The 21776-nt window shown below is 49.2% G+C and carries 17 protein-coding genes and 1 pseudogene; 1 reads left to right on the forward strand and 17 read right to left on the reverse strand.

Going from position 1 to position 21776, the window contains the following annotated elements; genetic code table 11:
- The 9 genes from QOX26_RS09045 to QOX26_RS09085 form a co-directional block, all read right to left on the reverse strand.
- Window positions 1–508: type II glyceraldehyde-3-phosphate dehydrogenase (locus QOX26_RS09045; RefSeq protein ID WP_283674650.1), on the reverse strand; the 508-nt coding region annotated here is incomplete at its 3' end.
- Between the two features lie 13 nt (window positions 509–521).
- Window positions 522–1544, reverse strand: coding sequence for an NAD(P)-dependent oxidoreductase (locus QOX26_RS09050; RefSeq protein WP_283674651.1), 1023 nt, complete (start codon window positions 1542–1544; stop codon window positions 522–524).
- 74 nt (window positions 1545–1618) lie between these two features.
- Entirely contained in the window at window positions 1619–2773 is a 1155-nt protein-coding gene (locus QOX26_RS09055) for an iron-containing alcohol dehydrogenase (protein WP_283674652.1), read from the reverse strand.
- A 94-nt stretch (window positions 2774–2867) separates the two neighbouring features.
- A complete protein-coding gene (locus QOX26_RS09060) occupies window positions 2868–3815 on the reverse strand; it encodes a transketolase family protein (RefSeq protein ID WP_283674653.1) in 948 nt (315 codons plus the stop codon).
- Window positions 3816–4679, reverse strand: a complete 864-nt coding sequence (locus QOX26_RS09065) for a transketolase (protein ID WP_283674654.1) — start codon at window positions 4677–4679, stop codon at window positions 3816–3818.
- 21 nt (window positions 4680–4700) lie between these two features.
- Window positions 4701–5732: a zinc-dependent alcohol dehydrogenase gene (locus QOX26_RS09070; RefSeq protein WP_283674655.1), complete on the reverse strand. Its 1032-nt coding sequence runs from the start codon at window positions 5730–5732 to the stop codon at window positions 4701–4703.
- 75 nt (window positions 5733–5807) lie between these two features.
- Window positions 5808–6944, reverse strand: a complete 1137-nt coding sequence (locus tag QOX26_RS09075; protein WP_283674656.1) for a Gfo/Idh/MocA family protein — start codon at window positions 6942–6944, stop codon at window positions 5808–5810.
- Between the two features lie 46 nt (window positions 6945–6990).
- Window positions 6991–7785 (reverse strand): TIM barrel protein, encoded by a 795-nt coding sequence (locus QOX26_RS09080; protein ID WP_283674657.1) that lies wholly within the window; start codon window positions 7783–7785, stop codon window positions 6991–6993.
- 57 nt (window positions 7786–7842) lie between these two features.
- Window positions 7843–9228, reverse strand: a complete 1386-nt coding sequence (locus QOX26_RS09085) for an MFS transporter (protein WP_283674658.1) — start codon at window positions 9226–9228, stop codon at window positions 7843–7845.
- 657 nt (window positions 9229–9885) lie between these two features.
- On the opposite strand from QOX26_RS09085, the gene QOX26_RS09090 reads away from it, so the two are divergent.
- Entirely contained in the window at window positions 9886–10773 is an 888-nt protein-coding gene (locus QOX26_RS09090) for an AraC family transcriptional regulator (RefSeq protein ID WP_283674659.1), read from the forward strand.
- 121 nt (window positions 10774–10894) lie between these two features.
- Here the strand turns inward: QOX26_RS09090 and QOX26_RS09095 are convergent, their stop codons facing one another.
- The 8 genes and pseudogenes from QOX26_RS09095 to QOX26_RS09125 form a co-directional block, all read right to left on the reverse strand.
- Window positions 10895–14185: a response regulator gene (locus tag QOX26_RS09095; protein WP_283674660.1), complete on the reverse strand. Its 3291-nt coding sequence runs from the start codon at window positions 14183–14185 to the stop codon at window positions 10895–10897.
- Between the two features lie 316 nt (window positions 14186–14501).
- Complete coding sequence (locus tag QOX26_RS09100) at window positions 14502–14858, reverse strand: hypothetical protein (protein ID WP_283674661.1); 357 nt, start codon at window positions 14856–14858, stop codon at window positions 14502–14504.
- Between the two features lie 262 nt (window positions 14859–15120).
- Window positions 15121–15384: pseudogene (locus tag QOX26_RS14390) on the reverse strand (PAS domain-containing protein); the annotation flags it as partial.
- Between the two features lie 119 nt (window positions 15385–15503).
- Window positions 15504–15920, reverse strand: coding sequence for an Hpt domain-containing protein (locus QOX26_RS09105; RefSeq protein WP_283674662.1), 417 nt, complete (start codon window positions 15918–15920; stop codon window positions 15504–15506).
- A gap of 64 nt (window positions 15921–15984) precedes the next feature.
- Entirely contained in the window at window positions 15985–16278 is a 294-nt protein-coding gene (locus tag QOX26_RS09110; RefSeq protein ID WP_283674663.1) for a helix-turn-helix domain-containing protein, read from the reverse strand.
- A gap of 230 nt (window positions 16279–16508) precedes the next feature.
- Window positions 16509–17747, reverse strand: coding sequence for a peptidoglycan-binding protein (locus QOX26_RS09115; RefSeq protein WP_283674664.1), 1239 nt, complete (start codon window positions 17745–17747; stop codon window positions 16509–16511).
- A gap of 16 nt (window positions 17748–17763) precedes the next feature.
- Window positions 17764–19503: a S8 family peptidase gene (locus QOX26_RS09120; protein WP_283674665.1), complete on the reverse strand. Its 1740-nt coding sequence runs from the start codon at window positions 19501–19503 to the stop codon at window positions 17764–17766.
- A complete protein-coding gene (locus QOX26_RS09125) occupies window positions 19488–21248 on the reverse strand; it encodes a S8 family peptidase (protein ID WP_283674666.1) in 1761 nt (586 codons plus the stop codon). The genes QOX26_RS09120 and QOX26_RS09125 overlap by 16 nt, the downstream gene beginning before the upstream one ends.
- Between the last annotated feature and the right edge of the window lie 528 nt (window positions 21249–21776).

Genomic DNA, 21776 nt, shown 5'->3' on the forward strand with positions numbered 1-21776 from the left:
TGGTGATGGCAACACGCTCCACGCCGCCGCACTCGCGGTCGAGGCAGTCAACGGCACGAATCAGGCCGGTGGTGTTGCACGAGGTCAGCTTGAGAAAGTGCTTGCCCAGACCCTTTTCGTAGTTGGCGCAGCCATGGAAGAACACATCGGCAACGTCGTTCTTTTCGCCGCCCTGAAAGATGCAGGGCTTGCCGAGCTTTTCGCAGAGCTTCTTGTTCTCCGCACCGACGCCTGCGGGCGTGGCATCGAGGAGAATATCACACTTGTTGATGAGGTCTTCCATCGTGCCGGAAACCGGAACGCCGGCTTCGGCGAATGCGTCCGCATACTGCGGGTCGGCCATGTACAGATCATACGGCATGCCGCGCTCCTTGAGCGCGCGGATGCTCAGGTTCGGGGTGCGGTTGGCCACGCCAACCAGTTCCATATCGCCCATCAGGGTTACGCCGTCACACAGACGCTGTCCGATGATGCCGTAGCCGAGTACGCCTACTTTTACCTTGTTCATAACTCCCCCTGTATCACTGGCATACCGCAGTATCCTGCACTAAGTCATGGATTTGTTCATTTCTGAAATACCAATACGTCGGATTCAGAATGGCCGGTGCTTTCTCATTCTTCAAAAAATGCTCCAAGGTGCTTGCGCAGCTTTCAAATACACCGCGCACGCCCTGGGTGCTGACCGCTGCCGAATGCGGTGTCAGCACGACGTTTGAAATCTGCTTCAGTTCTGAGTTCTGATCAAACGGTTCCACTTTAAAGGTATCAAGGCCTGCGCCCGCAACCTTACCGCTGCGCAGCGCCTCTGCCAAGTCATGCTCATTTACAACCGCGCCGCGGCTTGTATTAATAATGTAAACGCCGTCTTTCATCTTTGCAAGATTCTCTTTGCGCACAAAATCCAGCATTTCCACGCAGGCAGGCAGATGCAGGCTGATAATATCCGCCCTTGCCAGTGCTTCGTCCGCACTCACCATTTCTACGCCGAGCTGCGCCGCACGTGCCAGATTGGGATATGCGTCATACGCAATCACCTTGACCGGAAAGACGCTCAGAAGGCGGGCTAACTCTTGCCCGATGTTGCCAAAGCCTAAAATTGCAACCGTCCCTTCCAACGTCTGTGACATCGACGCCGCGATGCCGCCCTGCCGCAATTCGCGGTCATACCGCGTGACCTTGCGCAATACCGCCATCATCAGCGCCAGTGTGTGCTCCGCAACGGCTTTTGCATTGGCTCCCGGTGCATTGGCAACCGCAATGCCCATATGGGTTGCACTTTCGAGGTCGACTGTGTCATACCCTGCCCCAAATCGCAGAATGAGCTTCAGATTGTCCGCGCATCCGACAAGCGTCTCAAAATCCCATGGTTCACGACCTGCCACCACATAGTCATACCCCTTGGCCGCAGCAATCACAGCACGCGGATCCTGCGTGTGATGCAGCGGGATATGGTCTATTTGCACACCGGATGCGATTGCCGCCCCAAAAATTTGATCGAAATCAAGTTCCAGTTCGTTATCGACCAAAACAGCTAGCTTCTTCACAATGCAGCCTCCCCCTTTCATGCTTTTTGAGCGTTCCATCTCTGCTGTCTTAACAGAAGAAGGATTGTCCACATTTAATATACTGTATAGGTATACTCAATATAGTCTCGAATCTCCTTCATTCCGGGAGCGCCGGGCGAATTGCCGAACGCACCATCGTGTGCAAATCGATCCGCCGCCAGCATGCAGTCTTCCAGTGAAAATCCGGAATCCCGAATGGACTTAATCTTCAGTTCTTTCATCAAATCGACCATTCGCGCAATCAAGACCTGCGCCAACTGCATCGTATCTGGGTATGCGGCAGATGCGATGTCCATTGCGTCCGCCACCGCCTCCAGATTTTTTCGTTCCCCATACTGCGCGGTGTACTGTATCACGCCCGGCAATCCCCACGCGCAGCCAAGGCCGTGCGGAATATGGTTTTGGGCTCCAAACGTCTGACTAAAGCTATGCCCAATCTGACAGCCGCAGGCCGAAATTGCCATGCCACCCAGGTTGGCCGCTAACGACATATTCTCTCTTGCCTCTGCATTTTGAGGCTCGTTCACCGCGATTGGCAGCCATTTCAGCGTCAGGCGGATGCCTTCTTTTCCAAAAATATAGCCATACGGATTATAGTTTTTATTGGCGATGGCCTCCACGCAGTGGGCAAGCACGTCCATACCGGTTGCCGCGGTAGGGCCCGCTGGCAGCGAATAGGTGAGCACCGGATCGACAATCGCCATATCAGGCTTATACACCGGCATCTCTTTTGCACCGGTCTCCACATCGCCAATGACCGCCCATTGTGAAATTTCACTGCCCGTGCCGGAGGTCGTGCTCAGCGTAATCAGCTTCATCTTATGTTCTGCTTCGCCAATCCCATAGTAATCGCGGATTGTCAACCCGTTTTGACTGATAATAATGCCGATTGCTTTCGCCGTGTCCAACGTACTGCCGCCGCCAACTGCAACAATACCGTCGATTGCGTGCTCCCTTACATAGGCTGCACCTTCGTCGCAGATGTTGCTTGGCGCGTCCGCCTTGCACTTATCAAAGACGAAAACATCCAGTCCGGTCTCCTTCAGGACATCGATGACCTGCGTCGCAACTCCGAATTCACACAAGGCCTGCTCTGTACAGACCATAATGCGGTTCATGCCGAGTTCTTTCGCCTTGTTTCCAACCTCTTTCAACGCGCCGGTTCCAAAGAGTGTCGGACAAAATGTATTCCACATATAAACTCCCATTTTACAGCCTCCCATATGCATTCATCCAGTCGGCCCGCGGAATGTGGCGCTTCAAAACGGCAGATTTACGGGCCGGCTACATTGTGTTTTATCTTTAAAACAGAGTTTTCAGATACGCCAAAACCGCCTCAAGGTCATATTGATACAGATGATACAAGTCTTCTGCACCGCCAAAACCCGGATAGACCTGCGGAATGCCGAACCGCTTAAACGATTTCAGGCTGATACCGTTGTCACACAGGACATCCGACACCGCGCTGGCCAGACCATTCTTCATCAGATGATCCTCCCAGACAATGATTCTGCCCGTTTCCGACGCGGCCTTGAGCACAATCTCCTCGTCCAGCGGCTTCACGGTAAACATGTCAATGACGCGGACTTCAATCCCCAGCTCCCGCGCCGCATCATGCAGTCTCAGCGCGTAATCGACCATTTCGCCGCAGGCAATGACGGTAATATCCTTACCGTCTCGTGCCATGTAGCCCTTTCCGATGGTAAATTCCGCATTCTGGTCGTACAGTACACGGTTTTCCTTACCCGGATCGATACGGATAGAAATCGGGCCGTCATACGAAATACTTTTTTCAATAATCTGCCGCAGCTGCACCGGATCGGAAGCCGCGCAAACCGTCATATTGACCAGCGAGGAGTAAAGCGCCATATCCTCCATTGCATAGTGGGTAGAACCGCCGTTTCCGGTGAGCCCGGAGTAATTCGCAATGATTCGCACCGGAAGATTGGGGTAGCACACATCGGTACGCACCTGCTCCAGTGCACGCATGCTCATAAAGGGCATCATACCGATGATGAACGGCATATTGCCATCGTATGCAAGCCCCGCCGCAACGCCGACCACGTCCTGCTCTGCGATGCCCGTGTCAATAAAGCGGTCCGGATAATTCACTTGGAAGTCCTTGCATCCAAAACCGATATCGGGGGTCAGCAACCATACGCGCTCGTCCTGTTCACCCAGTGCCGCGATGGTATCGCCCACCACCGAACGCGCCGAATTATATTCGTCAAGTGTATAAGACTGCTTCATTTAGAGCTCCTTTCTCTGTTTTTCCATGGCTGCGTCAAGGTCAGACAGGGCAATTGCCAAATCTGTCTCATTCAGGCTGCCGGCGTGCCACTTAATCTGGCGCTCCATGAAGGAGATGCCCTTGCCCTTGACCGTGTTTGCAATAACAGCCGTCGGCTTGCTGCCGCTGCTCGCCGGCAGCTTATCCAGCGCCTCCACAATCTGATTCATATCATTTCCGTCCGGAATTTCGATGACGTTCCAACCAAAGGCACGCCACTTATCCGCATACGGATCGAGCTTGATGGAGCCTTCGGAAAAGCTTGTCATCAGCTGCCTGTTGCGATCCACGACGGCGACCAGATTGCCCAATCCAAGGGCATGGCCCGTCATTGCGGCTTCCCATACAGAGCCTTCACAGGTTTCTCCGTCCCCCATCATGCAGAACACACGGTGCGTCTGTCCTCTCTGCCGACCGGAAGCTGCCAAACCAACGCTGATTGGCAAACCGTGGCCGAGAGAACCGGTAGAGGCATCGAGCATGGGCAGGCGGGTCTTGCACGGATGCTGTCCGAACTTACTTCCCACCTTGCCGTATGTATCACAGATCTCCTGATATTCAAAGAAACCCTTTTGTGCCATCACGACATACATGCACGCGGCACCATGTCCCTTGCTGAGGATAAAGCGGTCGCGCTCCGGGTTCTGCGCCAATTCGGGCGACACACGCATCGTATGCTGGAACAAGCAGGTCAGTACATCGATCATCGACATATCGCCTCCCATATGGATGCTGCCGCTGTACAGGCCGCACAGCTTGCAGAGATCATATTTGGCCTGATAAGCCAGTTCCTGCAAACGCATAACTTCTTTTTTATCTGTCATGTTTTGCTGTCCTTTCTCGGATCAAATATCCATCGATACGAAAACCTTACCGCACTGGCGGCTGGCTGCCAGATCGAGCGCCTCCTGATATCGGGAAGCCGGAATCACGTCCGTCACAATCTTATCCAGTGGTAAAACACCCGATTCGATGATTTGCGCGACCTTTCTCATGTAGTACTTTCCAAGGTAGCCGCCATACACTTCGATTTCATTTTTCAAAAGCTCTGCGACGGGGAATTCGGGGCGGGCGAGTTCATCATGTCCAAACTGAAGAACCTTGCCATGCGGCCGAACCAGGTACACACAATCCGCCATCATAGCAGCCACTGCTTCCACGCAGTGATCTACGCCAAGTCCATCGGTTTCTTCCTTCACGATCTTCTGAAGGTCTTCCTCATCCGGGTTCACAACACGGGTCGCTCCAATCGTTTCCGCCAGATCGCGGCGATGCGCAATCGGCTCGGAAACGATAATTTTGCGGCAGCCGCTCGCCTTCAGCAGAGCAATGAACATCAGGCCAATCGGGCCTGCGCCCAGCACGCACGCGGTGTCTCCTACATGAACATTCAGCTTTTCCAGCGCGCAGCCGCAGCCCGCGAGAGGCTCTGCTACACCCATCCACTCCGGTTTTGTCGCCGGCGACACCTTATAGCAGTACTGCTTTGGCAGCACAATATAATTCGTCAGGCCGCCGTCCGCGAAAACACCGCGCGAGCTTACATTTTGGCATGCCTCAGGCAAACCGGCGAGACAATTGCCGCACTCGCCGCACGGACCGTGCGGGTCGATGACCACCTTATCGCCCGGCTTGAGGTTCGTCACGCCCTCGCCGACCTCCGCGACCTCGCCGCAGAACTCGTGACCGAAGATGATGTCCTCTTTGCACGGATGCCGCTGCGGGGTTGCAAAAATATTCACATCCGTGCCGCAAATGGAGCAGCCGTAGCTCTTGACCTTGACGTCGTTCTTATCTTGAATTTCCGGAATCGGGCGATCTTCATAAGCAAAAGCGCCCGGCCCTTTGTAAATAATTGCTTTTTGCATCTTTGCCATCGATATAGCCTCCTGCTTCCTACTTTAGTGGAGACAGAGCCTCCTTGCCCGGCGGCTCTGTCCTCCCCGTCATTTTCAGTCTACATCAACCCACTTGGAGTTGTTTTGTGCGCTCTCGACGACCGCATAATAGAACTTTACACCGCTGACGCCGGTATCCACATCCGGGAAATCCAAGTCTTCCTCAGTGGGCACCTCACCGTTGTTGCGCTTCAAAATCGTAGTAATGATGTTGCGGTACAGGTTTGCGATGGCGATATAGTAGCCCTCCGGATGGCCGAACGGAACTCGCAGCAGTGCACCTGCCGGCACATCGATTCCGTCGCCTGCACGGCAAAGAATCTGCGCCGCTTCGCCCACGCGTGCAAAGCGCACCTCATCCGGCTTTGTCTGATGCCATTCCAGCGAACCCTTTGTGCCATAAACGCGAAGGTTGATTTCGTTCGGCGAACCGCAGGCAACCTGCGTGAACCAGTATGCGCCATGAGCGCCGTTATCGTATTCGAGGATGATATTGTCGTTCAGGTCAAGCTTCTTTCCAAACGTATCCGCCGTTGCAAGGAGTTTTTTAATCTTCAGACCGGTAACGTAGTTGACCAGATGCTCCACGTGCGTGCCGTCATCCGCGCAGGTATTGGAAATGCCGCTGTACTTGGGATCGGTGCGCCAAATTCGCGAATTAATCTGCTCCTTCTCTGAAAGCAGATCGAGGAAGCAGCCTTCCATATAATCCGCATTGACCGAAATGATATCGCCAATGTCGCCGCGCGCAATCATCTGCTTCATGACCTTGCACATGACATAGCCGGAGTAGCAGTAATCCACCGCGAAAATCAGATTCTTTTCCTTCGCAATTTTGGCCAGCTCCTCTGCTTCCTCCACCTTCAGGGTCAGCGGCTTCTCGCAGACCACGTTGATGCCGTGTTCGAGGAACGTCTTTGCAACGGAATAATGTACAAAGTTCGGCGTGCAGATGGAGACGAAGTCAATCTTGCCGGCCTCTGCCTCCGCCATTTTTTCCGCGTCGTAATACACCCGGGACGGATCGACGTGATACGCCTCCGCGCACTCGTCGTTTAATTCGTTGACGGCCGAAAAGCAGCCGCATACCAGCTTTGCGCGAGGGTCCAGTGCCAGCGCCTTGCGATGGCACTCACCGATTAGCGCTTTGAGGTCGCCGCCTACCATACCGTAAGTCAATTCCTTGGTCATTTTATAGTCCTCCTTAATAATGAATGTTGATTGATAAATTGAAACTTCACTTGATTGCTTCGCAGAGTCGCTTGATTGCCGGGAATCCGGCTTCCGTCGCTCCGGCCGGGAAATACTCGAAGCAGATTGTGCCTGCGTATCCGCTTTCCTTGAGCTTCTGAAACAGGAAATCAAAATTGATTTCTCCCGTACCGGGCTCATGCCGGTCCGGCGCATCCGCGATGTGTATGTACGGTACGATATCCATCTGCTCCGTTATATTGGAGAGCAGATTCCCGTGCATCATTTGCATATGAAACACGTCGCATAGCAGTCTTACGTGCGGAGAATGCACCGCTTTTACGATATCCGCTCCCGTAGCCGTATCTGTCACGGCCATTCCGCCGTCATTGCCCAGGTTGCAAAGCGGTTCTAACAGAACGGTAATATTGCTTTGCTCCAGCATCGGCACAAGACGGGTGAGCGTATTGGTCATGTTGGCAATCATAGCCTCGTGGCTGTATTCGCTGCGGAAATCCGCGCAGCCCGCTGCGGTGAAATGGTTGGGAAACAGAATGAGCGTATTGCAATCGAGTTCTTTCGCAGCTCCAATCGACTGCTTCACCCAATCAATGAACGCATCACTGTTCTTCCCATCACAAAGTGAGTAAGCACCCGTTCCGGAGATAGCCCGCACCGTTACGCCATGGGTTTTGCAGGTTTGCTTGATACGCGCCAGATCCTTGTCATGCCAACTCCAGAATTCTATGGCATGAAAGCCCTCCGCGCTGACCCTTTCAATCTTTTCGCAAATATCCATGTCGGGATACAGCGTTTCGATATTGATGGCAAAATCAATCATGGTAACACCTTCTTTTATTTCATATCTTTTATAGTAGTTGCAGTCTGATGAACCAGATTACAGAATACCCTGTTCGTCACGCTTTTTCAGATCTGCGATTACCTGCGGATAAAGCTTATCCAGCTTGTACATTAAGCAGAGCACCACAATAATTGCAGAGAAAACAATCGGCGCATACATACAGATTGCTTGAATCATCGCTAACGCTTCTGCGCTCTGCACAGCAGCCAGGCCATTGTATCCGACCGAAGACATTAAAAGGCCAATACCGGCCGATGCAAGACCGCCGCCCAACTTAGAACCCACCGAAGCAGCGCTGAAAATCATGCCGTCCTGCCGGACATGTGTCTTCCACTGTCCAAATTCCGCACAATCCGCAATCATCGGGAATACGCAGGCCCACAAGGGTGCTACGCCAAGGCCGCGTATTACGGCGCTCACCATGGCAACAGGAACGCTCAGCGGATTGCTCATCCACACCAACTGCGCGACGACTACCAGCAGAATACCGCCGAGCGTCAGATTGCGTTTACCGAACCGCAGAACAAAATGCGGTACAATCAGTACAAGCACGCTCTGTGCAATCAGTTCTGCTGCATAAATCGGGCTGTAAAGCGCTTCGTTTCCCAACAGATATTTGCAGTAATAGGTGGTAATCGTACCGCTGACCGTGCTCATCATGACCATGAAGCCCCACAGGCCGAGGCAGATTGCCCAATATTGGTTGGAAAATAGCGCTTTCAGATTTTGGCCAACGGAAATTTTCTGGTTCTGCGCCGCCTCGATTACCACACGCTCCTCAATGTTGAAAAAGCAGACGAGCAGCAAAATTAAAGCAGCGACGGCAAAAATGCACGATACAATAATCCAGCTGCGCTGCGTGTTGCCGAAGGCCTGCACCAGCGGAATCGTGGAAATCGTGACCACCATCTTGCCCATCGGACCACAGAAAATGCGAATTGCCTGGGTAGAAGTGCGGGACTTTTGATCGCGCGTAATCAGGGACGCCATTGTGGAGTACGGCAGGTTGAGCGCTGTATAAACCACCGTGTTCACCAAGTTATAAGTAACGAAAATGTAAATGGCCTGCACCATAACCGATGCATTTGCCGGCACAAAAAAGAGCAGAACAAAGGTGACCGCATACGGCACCGACATCCACAGAATCCACGGACGTGCTTTGCCGTACTTCGACTTCGTCCGATCCGTGATAAAGCCCATGATGATATCCGAGACACCGTCAAAGAGACGGGTAATGAGAAAAATGATGCCAACGACTGCGGCGCTGACGCCGACGTAATCCGTGTAGAAAAAGGTAAGCAGCGTACTGCACAACCCATATACCACGTTGCACGCAGAGTCTCCCAGACCGTAACAGATTTTTTCGCGCAAACTGACGCTATGATCTTCTTTACTTTTTACAACTTCTGAAACATTGTTCATGATTATTTAACCCCTTTTCTCGTCCAAACCGGAATTTGTTTGCTTTCACATCCATACAGCCGCAGCGGGCAGGCAACTGACTTGCCATTTTTGTATCGACGCGATATATGACTATGCAGGGGAAGATAGTCGCAAATTTCGGAGCAGCCGCGGCGGTGCTTTTATTCTTGCAGGCCGCAAACCCAACGCGTTTTCACGACATATGCGAGCGCCTCAATTCGTATGATGCACGCGAATGCGTTTTCATTTTTTAAGTGGAATTCCGGATTCCGCATTCCTGGATCTCCTTTCTCTTTCCTCTTTTGTTTTTTTGTTAGCTGCTTGTAAATTGTCGACAACTCTTTTATAATGAAATAATACTATCTTTGATGGACTGGTTCAGTTAATTTGGTTTCAACTTCTATCACGTTTTTCCCAAGATATTGGGATTATCGTTATATTTTTATGAACATTCTCCTTTTATTCGCGGCTCAAAAACCGCATCCCTATACATATTGCATAATTCCGTTTTTCATTTGTTAATTTTTCAGAACATTTCAGGCTCAAAACAGGCGATAAATTGAAGAAATTTCATTTTGCTTTGTGAAGTTTTTCATTTTACCGCTATCCTGTGGGCTGGGAATCCCGGACAAATACAAAGAGAGGAGCAAAAATGCTATGGAGAATTCTGTTGCGATTCACGCGATGAAAGAAGAACTGACATATCTGGATCAAATGTTCCCGATATCCGAATTTGTAGATCATTTCGATGCTTTTGCCGATCGAAGCTTCCCCAGTCACTGGCATCACGAGTTCGAATTGCAGATCATTCTGAAGGGCAGCGTGGAGTATATCGTAAACGGTACTTCCTATGTCGTCGGCGAGGGCTGTGCCATATATATTGCTCCGGAAGCCGTGCACATGATGACAGCGCTTTCCGAAGGAACCGTCGGGTATAACATCGTTTTATCGCCACAATTCCTCATCAATCTCATGCGAAGCGCCAATTGTGAAAAATACACGGTCTCTTTAACCTCCCGCCGGCCGGAGGGCGTTGTCATTACGCCGGAGCGAAAAGAAGGGCATACCATTCTGGAGCTGCTCAAAAGAATGTACTATACCGAAAGCACACACGTTACATATGAACTGTTTCTGCTGGAAAACTTAATCGGGATATGGCGGAATCTGCTGGCCATTCTGCCGAAACATTTGTCGGATTCCGAGGATAACAGCAACTTCTTGCGCGAGCAGCGCATGAAGGACATGCTCAATTACATCCGGCAAAACTATTCTCAGCCGATGACGATTCCTGAAATCTGTGCCGCTGCCAACCTCAGCAAGAGCGAGTGCTTTCGCTGCTTTTCCGAGCTGTCAAAAATGACACCCATTGAATATGTCAACCAATTCCGCCTGTTTCAGGCGTCCCAACTGCTGCTCACGACAGACAAAAGCATATCGGATATCTGCTACTCAACCGGATTTAACAATACAAGCTATTTCTCAAAAAAATTCAAAGAACAATACCGCATATCTCCCAAAGCATATCGCTCAAAAAGCCAAATTTAAAACAAATCTCAACAACAAAAGACCAGCCATTTTCCGGCTGGTCTTTCTTTTATCCCTATCCAAAGCCAAAGAAGCCTCGCAGTCACTTGACCGCGAGGCTTCTTTTGACGAAAACAGCACGTCACTGCCCCAGCACTTTCTGCAGGGTTCGATACAGAATCTCCGTATCAATCGGTTTTGAAATATGTCCATCCATGCCGCTGGCAATGGAGGTGGACACATCCTCCGCAAACGCATTGGCGGTCATTGCAAAAATGGGAATCGTGGCGGCCTCCGCGTGTTTTCCGCTGCGAATTGCCTTTGCAGCCTCATAACCGTCCATAATCGGCATTTGAATATCCATCAAAATCGCTGCATACGTGCCAGCCGGAGCTGCTTCGAAGCGCTTAACCGCCTCCTCGCCGTTGACGGCACAATCCACCTGCATGTTCACCATCTCCAGCAGCGCGCAGGCAATCTCGCGATTGATCGCATTGTCCTCTGCCAGCAGCACCTTGTGCCCGCTGAAATCATACGCACGCTTATCAGCCGTCAACTGTTTATATTTTCCGCCGGACAGCGTCATCAGAACGTTAAACACGGTGGACTGAAACAGGGGCTTGGTTACAAAAATATTGGCGCCGGCTGCTTTCGCTTCCTCCTGGACCTCAGACAGGTCATAGGCTGAAACGATGATAATGATGGCGTCTTCATCAAACATCTCCCGGATTTTCCGGGTCACATCGACGCCGTTCAGACCCGGCATTTTCCAATCCACAAAGCACACATCATAGCCGCAGCCCTTATCGTGTTGCGCTGTCAGGAGTTCAATGGCCTGTTTCCCATCCCGCGCAATATCATGGTCGATGCCAAGCCGCTTCAGTACCGCTGCGGTATAGTCGCAGGTATCCGCCTCATCGTCCACAATCAGCGCACGGATGCTCTTGAATTTATCCGGGGATGTCTCCAATTGCTCTTCCGACAGACCAAAGGGAAGCTCCACTGTAACGGTCGTTCCTACATCCTTTTGGCTTTCCACGCGGATGGAACCATGCATTAAATCCACAAGGTTTTTTGTAATGGACATACCCAGTCCCGAACCCCCGTGCTGCAGTGCGGTGCCGCTGCTTTCCTGCTCAAAGGGTCGAAACAGCCGCTGCTGCATCTCCTCTGTCATGCCGCAGCCGGTATCGGAAACCACAAAGCGCATATACACATGCTTTCCTTTGATCATGCGCTGGATGACCTGCAGCTTGACGCTTCCGCCCGGAGGGGTAAATTTATAGGCATTGGACAGCAGGTTCAGCAGGATTTGGTTGAGGCGCAGTGCATCACCCACCAGTGTTTCTACCGTCACCTCCGATAAAACCATAGAGAATCCAACGCCCTTGCTCTTGCACTGGGTATAGTACATGCCACACAGTGCCATTAAAACCTCTTTAAAATCCAACGGCACATTGGAGATGTGCAGTTTTTCGTTTTCTATGGCGGACATGTCCAAGACGTCGTTGATAATATTCAGCAGCACCTTGGACGAGGCAGAAATCTTCTCCAAGTAGTCATCCATCTGCTGTTCGTCTTTTTTATGTGCTTTTGCGAGGGTTGTAATGCCAATAATTGCGTTCATTGGTGTTCGGATTTCATGGCTCATGCGGGCGAGAAAGGTGCTTTTCGCCCTGCTGGCTGCATCTGCCTGCGCAACCGCTAGGGTGAGCTTTTTATTAACATCACTTAATCGGGTAAAGTTTTTTCTCTTATTGAGATATAAACTTACCGTTAAGAACAGGATAAACAGAACCGCCACGCTGATTGCAATTAACAATGGCTTGTATTTATAAATAAAATCCTGCACAGACAGTTCAGAGGAATAGGTGCCGATGGTATTTTTTATCACAATATTATTGACGGTTTCTTCATCAATAGAGGCGATGGCTTTATTTAGCACAGAAATCAGAAGTGGATTGTTCAGATACGGGTCAATCGCAGCATCACCGATTTCCTTGTAGGAACCATTTTTAAAAATGACAGGACTAATCATGGCAGTATCCGAGAAGGTAACACCCGGAACCACCGCCAAATTGTCGTACTGCGGCCGCAGCAGCTCCCGTTCGGCGATATACTGATTATAAATGAGCATATCCGCTTTCCCATCGCGCACGGCTTCAAAGCACTTTTCTATTGTGGCACACGGCAGCAGCGCACTGTTCGGATACCAGCTTGCAAACAGCTGCGGCAGGGTTGCAGCGCTTGCCGCATACGCAATCGTATAGGCCTTGTTTTTGCTTGGCGTAAAGCCGTTCTCTGCAATCGCCACCTTTTTCATATTGTCAAAGGCCTGCGTGAAGCGCATACCGGCTTCCTTCCTGTCGCCGTATGCGCGATTGATGGCGTTGTCATCAACAATCATCAAATCAAAGCCATTGTCGCGAAAATACTCGTAGCCGTATGTACCATCTTGCTCTTCGAGCGAGACGAGTTCCAACGGAATACCCGAGATACGTGAAATTTCATTCAGCAAATCCACACGAATCCCGCAAAGCTCACCATTTTCATCCAAATAGCTGACAGGATTGGAGTCCGAGAAAACCGCAACCTTTAGTGACGCCTTTCCGGTGGTTTTCTTCCGATTCTCCAAAAGCTGTGCAATATATTCCGTTTCCGTGCGTGTAAAATGAGGATCTTTGATTGCGCTGTGCTTGCCGTAGTATTTCGTGAACAGGTCTGCCCGAAAGTATGGATCTTCTGTGAAGATGGTGCACATTGCCGCGTCAATCTGCGTCATAAAATCATTGTCCTGATAGCTCATGAGATAGAAGGGTTGGCTGTCAAAGTTTCCGACCAGTTTTAAATTATCATGCTTGGTCATATGCTCGGTGACAACAACATCCACCTCACCGCCCAGCAATGCGGCTTCCATAGCAAGGTCGCTTTCATAAAATACGGGCTCAAACGTAAATCCGTGCGTCTTGGCATACGCGGTTACGAGGTTAATATTGAGTGATTGATCTAAGAAGGCAAACTTTTTTCCATCAAACGCCGCATAATCCTCATAGTAGATCTCTGCATTATCCGGCCGCGTATACAAGACACCCTGCACATTGCCAAAGGAGTTTTTGGAAAAGCTGAATTTCTCTAGCCGTTCCCGTGTGAGCTTTGCGGTACATACCAAATCTATCTCATGGTTTTCCAGCTTTTTCAGATTATCCGCCCACGTTCCCTGAATGTACTCGTACCGAACGTCGGCATACTTGGCAATTTCATTGAAGTATTCCACTCCATAGCCGGCTAAAACGCCATCCTGATTGAGGGAAATGAAATCCTCATACCCCATATATCCAACGCGTATCAGCTTCTTATCCTCTGCTGCAAATGCAGGTAGGCCCAAGCCGATCAGCAGGACAATTGCCAGCATCAGTGAGAATAGCTTCTTCATTGCACACGCTCCTCTATCTTTTAATTTCTCTTGGTATGTTCCCGGGATTATTCGGCCAGCAGCTGCACAAGCGTCTGGTAAAGCTTATTGGAATGAATGGGTTTGGACAAATGCGCGTTCATTCACGCCGGTTTTGAAATTTGCATATCCTCATGAAAAGCATTCGCTGTCATGGCAATAATGAGGATGGTTTCGGCATTTTCCAGGCGGTGTTCCTACTCCAACACGCTTTGCAAGGTGCTTTTTGCCACTTTCTGCTCCTCATAGATACTGTTCACATCAACCTGAGACATTAAGAAGGTTTGACGGCTGGCGTCTATTTTATAAACTGCAGCTGCTTCCTGCGAATTGCGCCGTCCGGCATGCGCATTCCAAAGCTGAACTTATAGGTATTGCCATCCTTAATCTGCGCCCAGATGTGCTTGATCTTGCAGTTTGCAATCACACGCTCCAAATCCTCTTGGCGGACGTACGCGTTGAGCCACGCCTCATTCTGCGCTTCAAAGGACAACTGCTCATCAGAGAGATGCAGCAACGCCTTCGGCGTAAAGCTTTTCTCATACTGCTCACGGTGGGCGGCGCCGGTAATGGTCATTGCGGTTTGCGCAAAATACTCTGTCGCCGTGCTGCCCGTCAGTCTCGTTACCGTTTCAAAGCTGCTGATGATTTCCAAGATGCGATTACCCCTCAAGTCCACGCTAACGGTGGACAGATTGTCGCTTTGGATGGCTTTGTGATAGGAAAGTGCCTCCTGAAATTTCTTTTCCGCATCCCGCTCCCACGTCGCATCTCTGCCGGCGCCAAATGCCCGAACGGGGCGGCCGGTATCATCATAAACGGTGGTATAGGTTGCGCGCTCACACCAACAGCCCGCTCCATCGTTGGTTTTATACCAGATATCCTCCGTTACTTCTCTGTCCCCGCGTCACAGCCGATCAAAAACGCTCAGGAAACAGGCAATCGAATCTTGCCGTATATAGCCGCGCTCCGTCCTCTTCGCTAATCACCGCGCCGTTGAGGCGCGCCCATACAAGACATCCGTTTTTGTGATAGATGCGGTAGGTCTCGTCAATGGGTTTGCCGCATTTGAAGGTGGCGATTGCGGCATCTATAAGGCGATACCTGTCCTCACGATAGACAAGGGATGTGGCATCCACACCGATTGTCTGCGCGTACTCCTCTCTGGCGTGCCCGCTGAGTTGGGCAACGCCGTCGAAAAAAACTGGGTTTCAAAGTCGCGCTCAATGCGAAGGAGCGTCGTATTGGTCTCATACAGCTCAGTCAAGTTTGCAAGCCGCTTGCGCAGAACCCGGCTTGGCTACAAAGTCCCGAGCACCGAGTCGGAGAGCCTTTTCTTCTGCATTGATGGGTCACAATGGTTTGCCCAAAAGCCTAACGCGAGATTGCACCAACTGCCAACCGATAGCTTTCTTGCACGCGCCTTGCCAACACGTCCAGTTCCGAAAGCTTGCCCGCCCCGCAAGGCCTCTACCAGCAGAATGATGCATTCATAGAGCTTGTCCATGCTGAAATTTCCGGCAATGCCTTTCAAGGTATGCGCACACTGAAAGGCTTTTCCATAATCCTTCTGCTTGATAGCCCGCATCATATCGGTATAATTGGGATCCTCCGGGAACCTGATTAAGCGTTTTTCGTAGGCTGCGGCCTTGCCCGCAAATCGCTTGACACAACCTTCATCATTGATGCCTGCGGCTAAAAGTTCTTTCGCGCTCATATCGTTGTTCCCTCCGAAATACCCTTCTTCGACAAGAATATTTCTTTTATATTTGAGGTGCGCCTCATCCTTTTAAAGCAGACATGATTATGCTCTTTCTGATAGTTTCAGGTGTCTGTTTTGGCAAGCAGCCACACACGGAGCTGCTATCCGTTTCTTCGTGGTCTGCCTCTCTATAAAATTCTACAATATCATCCAATCCGCAATCGAGCAGGATGCAGATCTTTGCCAACACATCCATCCGTGTAGGCAGGTTCTTGCTCAGCCCGGCCAAAGTTGAGGGGCTAATCCCAAGCTGTTTCATGAATGCAGTTCGTTTTATGCCCTTATCGACGCATTTTGATATAATTTGATACATACCATTATATATTGGCAATTTATGTGTGTCAAATTCGTTCTATGAAAAAGGGTAATCAAATTATGTTTTAATATCAAAGCGGCTTAATCACCCCTCCTGACAGCAAAAAACCGGATAAGGGGAACCAAGCATTTTTGCCCGTTTTCCCTTATCCGGCCGATGATGGCTATAAATGATTTTTCTTCTGCGTAAATGATAGGATTAGCAGCTCCGGACGCATCCGCAAGGCGCTAAGATAGTTTTTGAACTGCAACAAACACGTCAGAAATGCGGTACCATGTTGGGAAATTCACCTCACCCGTAATCGGAAGGCTGAAAATCTTCTGGAATTCTCGAACCGCTTCCGCTGTGCTTTCTCCATATACTCCATCCTCTACGACTTTGGGAATGAGCGGATAATTTTTCGAGATGGCATTCAGTTGCTGCTGAATGGTGCGCACCGCGTCTCCGGTTGATCCAACTTTTAGTACCCCTTGAAAAGAGAGCGGAACTCCCTCAACCTTTTTCGCTTCTTTCAGAATGATATCATACCCATAGAAGTTTTTCAGAATCTGCAGCGCAGAATACCCCTGATCCCCCATCGTCTTGGAGCCCCATTGGCTCAGCCAGCCGTCCCGCTTGACTCTTTTTCCGTCGCTGTACTGTGTGAAAAGCGGCTGAACGATATCCGGTCTGGTGATGTAGGTGGTAAACACTTCATCCACCACATCTGAAATTTCCTGAAATATATTTCTGCCAAATGTAAACGCCTGGTCAAACGCTGTCGAATTGGTAATGGTAAAGTCATACCCCTTGCCCCGATACCATTCTGTGTAAACGCGGTTCAGGGTAAAAGACAGCATAACCAGAATATTGGCTTTCAATGTTTCTTTGGGCCATGTTGCATATATCTCGCTGCTCGCTACGTTTTTGATGTAGTCAGTAAATCCAACTGTATAGTTCGGGGCTGTTTTATCTTCCGGTCTACCACCGTGAACAACAATAAAGCTGGGAATCACCGGCTCCGGCAAAACCACTTGATTGCTTGGAATAGGAAGTTTTTTCACCTCGTTTTCAGGAATTTTCGGCGGAAAGTCTCCCCACAGAACCGGATACGGAATTAACACCTCGGAAAAACTCGGCGTTAAAACTACATTTTGCAGTGCTGTACAGTCAGGAAAGAGCTGAACATTATTGATGCGTGCCTCTCGATAATCCGGATAGGTCACTTTAACATTATATTGATTAAACGGCCTGGGTAAATTTGAATTCATGGAAAACTCAAGTGGTGGAGTTGCAAGAATAAAGGGTTCTATCTGTCCCTCGGCATCTGTCCTGACTTCCTCCAGTATACTGTCACTGTTTGGATCCACAATCTGTACGAGTGCCTCTTGCGCTGGCTTTCCTATACTGTTTAAAAACGCATTAATCTGAAGTGTTCCAAATCCGCCCTCTGTATTCTTGACAGGCGCAGTATTTACTCCATTCATTCAGTCCGGCTCCTCTCTACGGCGTGTTACGTCTGTAATTGATTATTTGTTCCGTAATGACTTCAAACGTTCCATACAGATTCAACTTGCCATATCCCCATTTGGTATTTGGGTATTGCAAATTATTCTCACGCACACATCCACTAATCAACAAGCTTCGAATTAAATCCGCATCTATGGTAGGTATATTTTCATCAACAATCGCCCACTCCATCAGGAGCGCAGCAGCGCCCGCTGTCACAGCGGCAGCTACACTGGTTCCGGTCATCGTTCCATACCCCGTCGGATAAATTCCCTTTACTCTAACTCCCGGTGCTACAAAATCCGGCGCCATGCGCGGCAATCTGGTCGGCCCCCAAGAAGAAGATACAAACAGGCTGTTATCGTCACTGTTATAAGCACCGCAGGTAATTGAACGCAAAGCAGTAGCCGGAACGACTACGGTGTAGTCCGGAACCGGCTTTAAAAACTCCACCGAAGGACTTACCTGTCCTGTAATGGGCAGCCATGCCCAATACTCCCCGCTGATTGCCAAATCACCAAACAGCGTAATATCCCAAATGCCCTGGGTCGCCTCTTCAAACGCGACAATGATTTCATTATTGCCGCTTTTAAAATAGCGAATCGTTATACTGGTTTGTTCTAAAACAAGCCTTTCCGTATATTGCAGCCCGGATTTAAACGGAACTCGCGCGACCACCTCACCGGTAGGCGATGTTATTCCTATGGAAACTTTGTCAAACCCCGGCCCGAAAATGATCACCGTGAAAGACTCGCCCTGCTCACCAACTTTGATGCTGATTTGATCTGTTCCGTTGTTATATGGAATTTTTCCCTGCGTATGATGTCTTGCATTGGATTCATTCCCGGCTGCAGTAATAAAGGCAAATCCCGGACGCTGTGACAAAAAGCTAATATAGTCCTCCATTAAACTGCTGCCATCATGCGCTCCTCCATTTGTACCCATACCAACACACATCACAACCGGCATATCCAGCTCTTCTGCCCTGTCCAGCAGATGTTTCATTCCCAGCATGTAGTCGGTAGAAGCATACAGATTCGGATTGTCCTTTGTCACCAAGTACCGATCAATTAAAAAATCACTCGCTCGACGTAGTTTTACAACCATCAAATATGCCTTCGGAGCCGCGCCAATGTACTCCCCTTTTTGGTTACTTGCCGCTACAGATGCAAGAAAGGTTCCATGCCCATCGTCATCTCGCGAGGGAACGATGGAGTACGGATCTTCTGCGCGAAGGGCTTCATCGATTTTAGCTTTGTCATATGCAGCTCCAAAGTATAAGTAATCCGGCCGCGGTCCGTCAATCGTTTGATCCCATAAAAATAGTATCTTTGAAGTTCCATCCTCGAACTTAAATGCGTCTTTTGTATAATCAATACCGGTGTCTACGATACCGATTATAACGCCCCTGCCCGTAATATCGAGGAACGGCTGATTGGAAACTTGGGTAATCCCACTAACGTCATTGCTCTTGCTATCCGTAGGAGACATGATCCGCGGCAGCAGAGATAGGAAGTCACTTCCCGTATCCTCCAATAGCTTCGGTAAATTTTTTACGTTTGTATACCCTACAATATAGTCATTTGCAAATTGGGTTCCAAAGTGCAAATATGGTTTATCCTTTGCATAAGCAATAAAATGTTCCGTGTTAATGACCTGAAAATCTATTGTGGTAGGTAACTTTATAAATTCGTCCAAAGGCATGCTATCCTCATCAATCACGGTTGTATCCATCGATTGAATCCTCCCCACTGATACCGTTCTAAAAAAGTTATTGTATTGCTGAGACACAGGGTTCCGTACCCGTACATTGGATTAGGGTACTCTAATACTATTCTACGGGTTGCCCCCAGCCTCAAAAACGCCTTAATACGTTCTCCATATAAAAATGGATCGTTTTGATTGACAATCCCCCATTGCATCATGAGCGCCGCAGAACCGGTAACGAAAGGTGCGGCCATGCTGGTTCCGGTAAAAGAGTCATATCCGCCCCCCTTTTTTACTGTCAGAATGCCTACCGCCGGGGCCGCCAAGTCGGGATTGGGAAGCGACATATTTAAACTTCCTATCCCGGAAAACTCAGCAATATTTCCGATTCTATCATTATATCCGGCGACTTTAATGACTCGTTCGGCCGTTGATGGAATTGTCATCGAATTATATTGTGTCGGATTCGAAAAATGCGTTCTATCCGTTACTTCTTCAATCGTAGGCAACCACATCTGAATGCTTCCATCTACAATATTGTTGGAAATGATTTGCAGCCTCCAAACGCCGCTGAAAACAGTGCCTGTGATTGCCTTAATATCAAAGAAAATCTCTTGTCCCACTGAGTAATGCGTTGGCTGCCCATAAATAACCGTCAGCATCACATTCCTTATCCGCACATTTTTAACCTGGCTTTCAATGCCGATGACACCTGTGGAGGCTCCATCGGGAAAAATCAGCTCCACGGACAGCGTGTCGGCAAAGTTTTTCCACATGGAAATATAGAACCGCTCCAGTCCCTCTATTGTAAAAAACTCAACCGTTTTTGTGCTGTTTGATTGCAAAACATCATGATAATGGTGTCCTGCCGAGCCCTCATTTCCAGTTGGTATGATAATGGAGGTTTTCCACTCTGCACTCACATCGGATAGATAGGTTTCAAACAACGAATCGCCAAGATGAGATCCATTGTTCATTCCAAAGCTCATGTTGATTGCAATTGGCTTATTCAGTTGTCTTGCTTTGTCAATCACGTATTTCACGCCGCGCATCAGCTCTGTGGTTCGCGCAAAAGAGGCGTAGCCCTTTGTTCCTGCTTTTACGATAATTAAGTCCGCGTTAGGTGCTACGCCAATGTTTTCGCCGTTGCTTTCTCTTCCGTTGCCCGCAGCGACGCCAGCAACCGCTGTTCCATGTCCATTTAGATCGGTGCTTGGTACAATTTGCAAAGGAGTTTCGCTATTTAATGCGCTATTAATTTGTTGCTGCGTATATTCCGCTCCGGCCGAAAACCCGGCTGGAGGGGTTCCGCTCTCAGTTTGATCCCAAAGGTACAATATTCGACTGCTTCCATCCTCATTGCGAAAATCCAAATGCGTATAGTCGATGCCTGAATCGATTACCGCAACAATAACACCGCTTCCATTCAAATTGAGGTTCTTATTTTCTTGAACAGAACGAACGCATGTGGAAATCAAATTATATTGCGATGCAATATAGAGAGACTTAGGTAATTCTATGTTTTCAATTTGCGGATATGAATACAATTTAGGGATATCCGCCGGCGCAAGCGTTATGATTGCATACCCCTGCAAAAGCACTTCCACTTCCGCCTGCAAGCGTCTTGAAATCTCCAAAACATCTCCGCTAAACTTAACAATGACCTCAACCTTGTCGTTATTTTCCACCGCATAGTCTAAATCCTTAGTTTCGTTATTTGCCATAGCAGGAATCACACGCTTTTTTCGATTGAAATTGTATGGGTTTTTCAAAACACTTGCCTCCTATATGAATTAGCAGCATGACACGATTTGTGCAATTCCCACTTTCACGTATCAAATTTCCTGCTTTAATAGTATTTGTAGATTTTGCGAATCGCGACGGGCTGGTATCTCCATTGCCCATTGAACAGCATATATCCAAATAGCATATTGCCCCTTGCGTATTTGATATGGTACCAGAATCTTTGTTTCCCTGTGAGCCACAAAAAGACGATTACATCCGAATGGTTTTGCAGATTTTCCAACTCCTTCCCTCCCATACAATGCGCTTGCTTTGGAGGAGTATGTAAGACCCTTTTATGGATATCGGACGCGGGATATGTATTGATCATCAAAACTTCATCCTTTCAGCACGATCTCAAGGAGATACGTATCATCATTCAAATATAGTTCAGTGATTTGTATCTTTTTGCGTGAAAACAAGTTTGCACTTTATCATTATGTTCTAGCGCAACAGCTTATTACTATTCTTTTTCTCGGTATTCATGTCCCCTTTCAGAAGCAGACACTATTTTAAAG

Source organism: Butyricicoccus sp. Marseille-Q5471 (assembly GCF_951230135.1).
GTDB lineage: Bacteria > Bacillota > Clostridia > Oscillospirales > Butyricicoccaceae > Agathobaculum.

Excerpts from the sequence above, each read along its gene's own strand:
- QOX26_RS09075 (WP_283674656.1), bottom strand. The coding sequence starts at position 6,944 with ATGACCAAGGAATTGACTTACGGTATGGTAGGCGGCGACCTCAAAGCG.
- QOX26_RS09085 (WP_283674658.1), bottom strand. The coding sequence starts at position 9,228 with ATGAACAATGTTTCAGAAGTTGTAAAAAGTAAAGAAGATCATAGCGTC.
- QOX26_RS09055 (WP_283674652.1), bottom strand. The coding sequence starts at position 2,773 with ATGGGAGTTTATATGTGGAATACATTTTGTCCGACACTCTTTGGAACC.
- QOX26_RS09060 (WP_283674653.1), bottom strand. The coding sequence starts at position 3,815 with ATGAAGCAGTCTTATACACTTGACGAATATAATTCGGCGCGTTCGGTG.
- QOX26_RS09115 (WP_283674664.1), bottom strand. The coding sequence starts at position 17,747 with ATGAATGGAGTAAATACTGCGCCTGTCAAGAATACAGAGGGCGGATTT.
- QOX26_RS09070 (WP_283674655.1), bottom strand. The coding sequence starts at position 5,732 with ATGGCAAAGATGCAAAAAGCAATTATTTACAAAGGGCCGGGCGCTTTT.
- QOX26_RS09065 (WP_283674654.1), bottom strand. The coding sequence starts at position 4,679 with ATGACAGATAAAAAAGAAGTTATGCGTTTGCAGGAACTGGCTTATCAG.
- QOX26_RS09090 (WP_283674659.1), top strand. The coding sequence starts at position 9,886 with ATGGAGAATTCTGTTGCGATTCACGCGATGAAAGAAGAACTGACATAT.
- QOX26_RS09105 (WP_283674662.1), bottom strand. The coding sequence starts at position 15,920 with ATGAGCGCGAAAGAACTTTTAGCCGCAGGCATCAATGATGAAGGTTGT.
- QOX26_RS09120 (WP_283674665.1), bottom strand. The coding sequence starts at position 19,503 with ATGGATACAACCGTGATTGATGAGGATAGCATGCCTTTGGACGAATTT.
- QOX26_RS09095 (WP_283674660.1), bottom strand. The coding sequence starts at position 14,185 with ATGAAGAAGCTATTCTCACTGATGCTGGCAATTGTCCTGCTGATCGGC.
- QOX26_RS09110 (WP_283674663.1), bottom strand. The coding sequence starts at position 16,278 with ATGTATCAAATTATATCAAAATGCGTCGATAAGGGCATAAAACGAACT.
- QOX26_RS09080 (WP_283674657.1), bottom strand. The coding sequence starts at position 7,785 with ATGATTGATTTTGCCATCAATATCGAAACGCTGTATCCCGACATGGAT.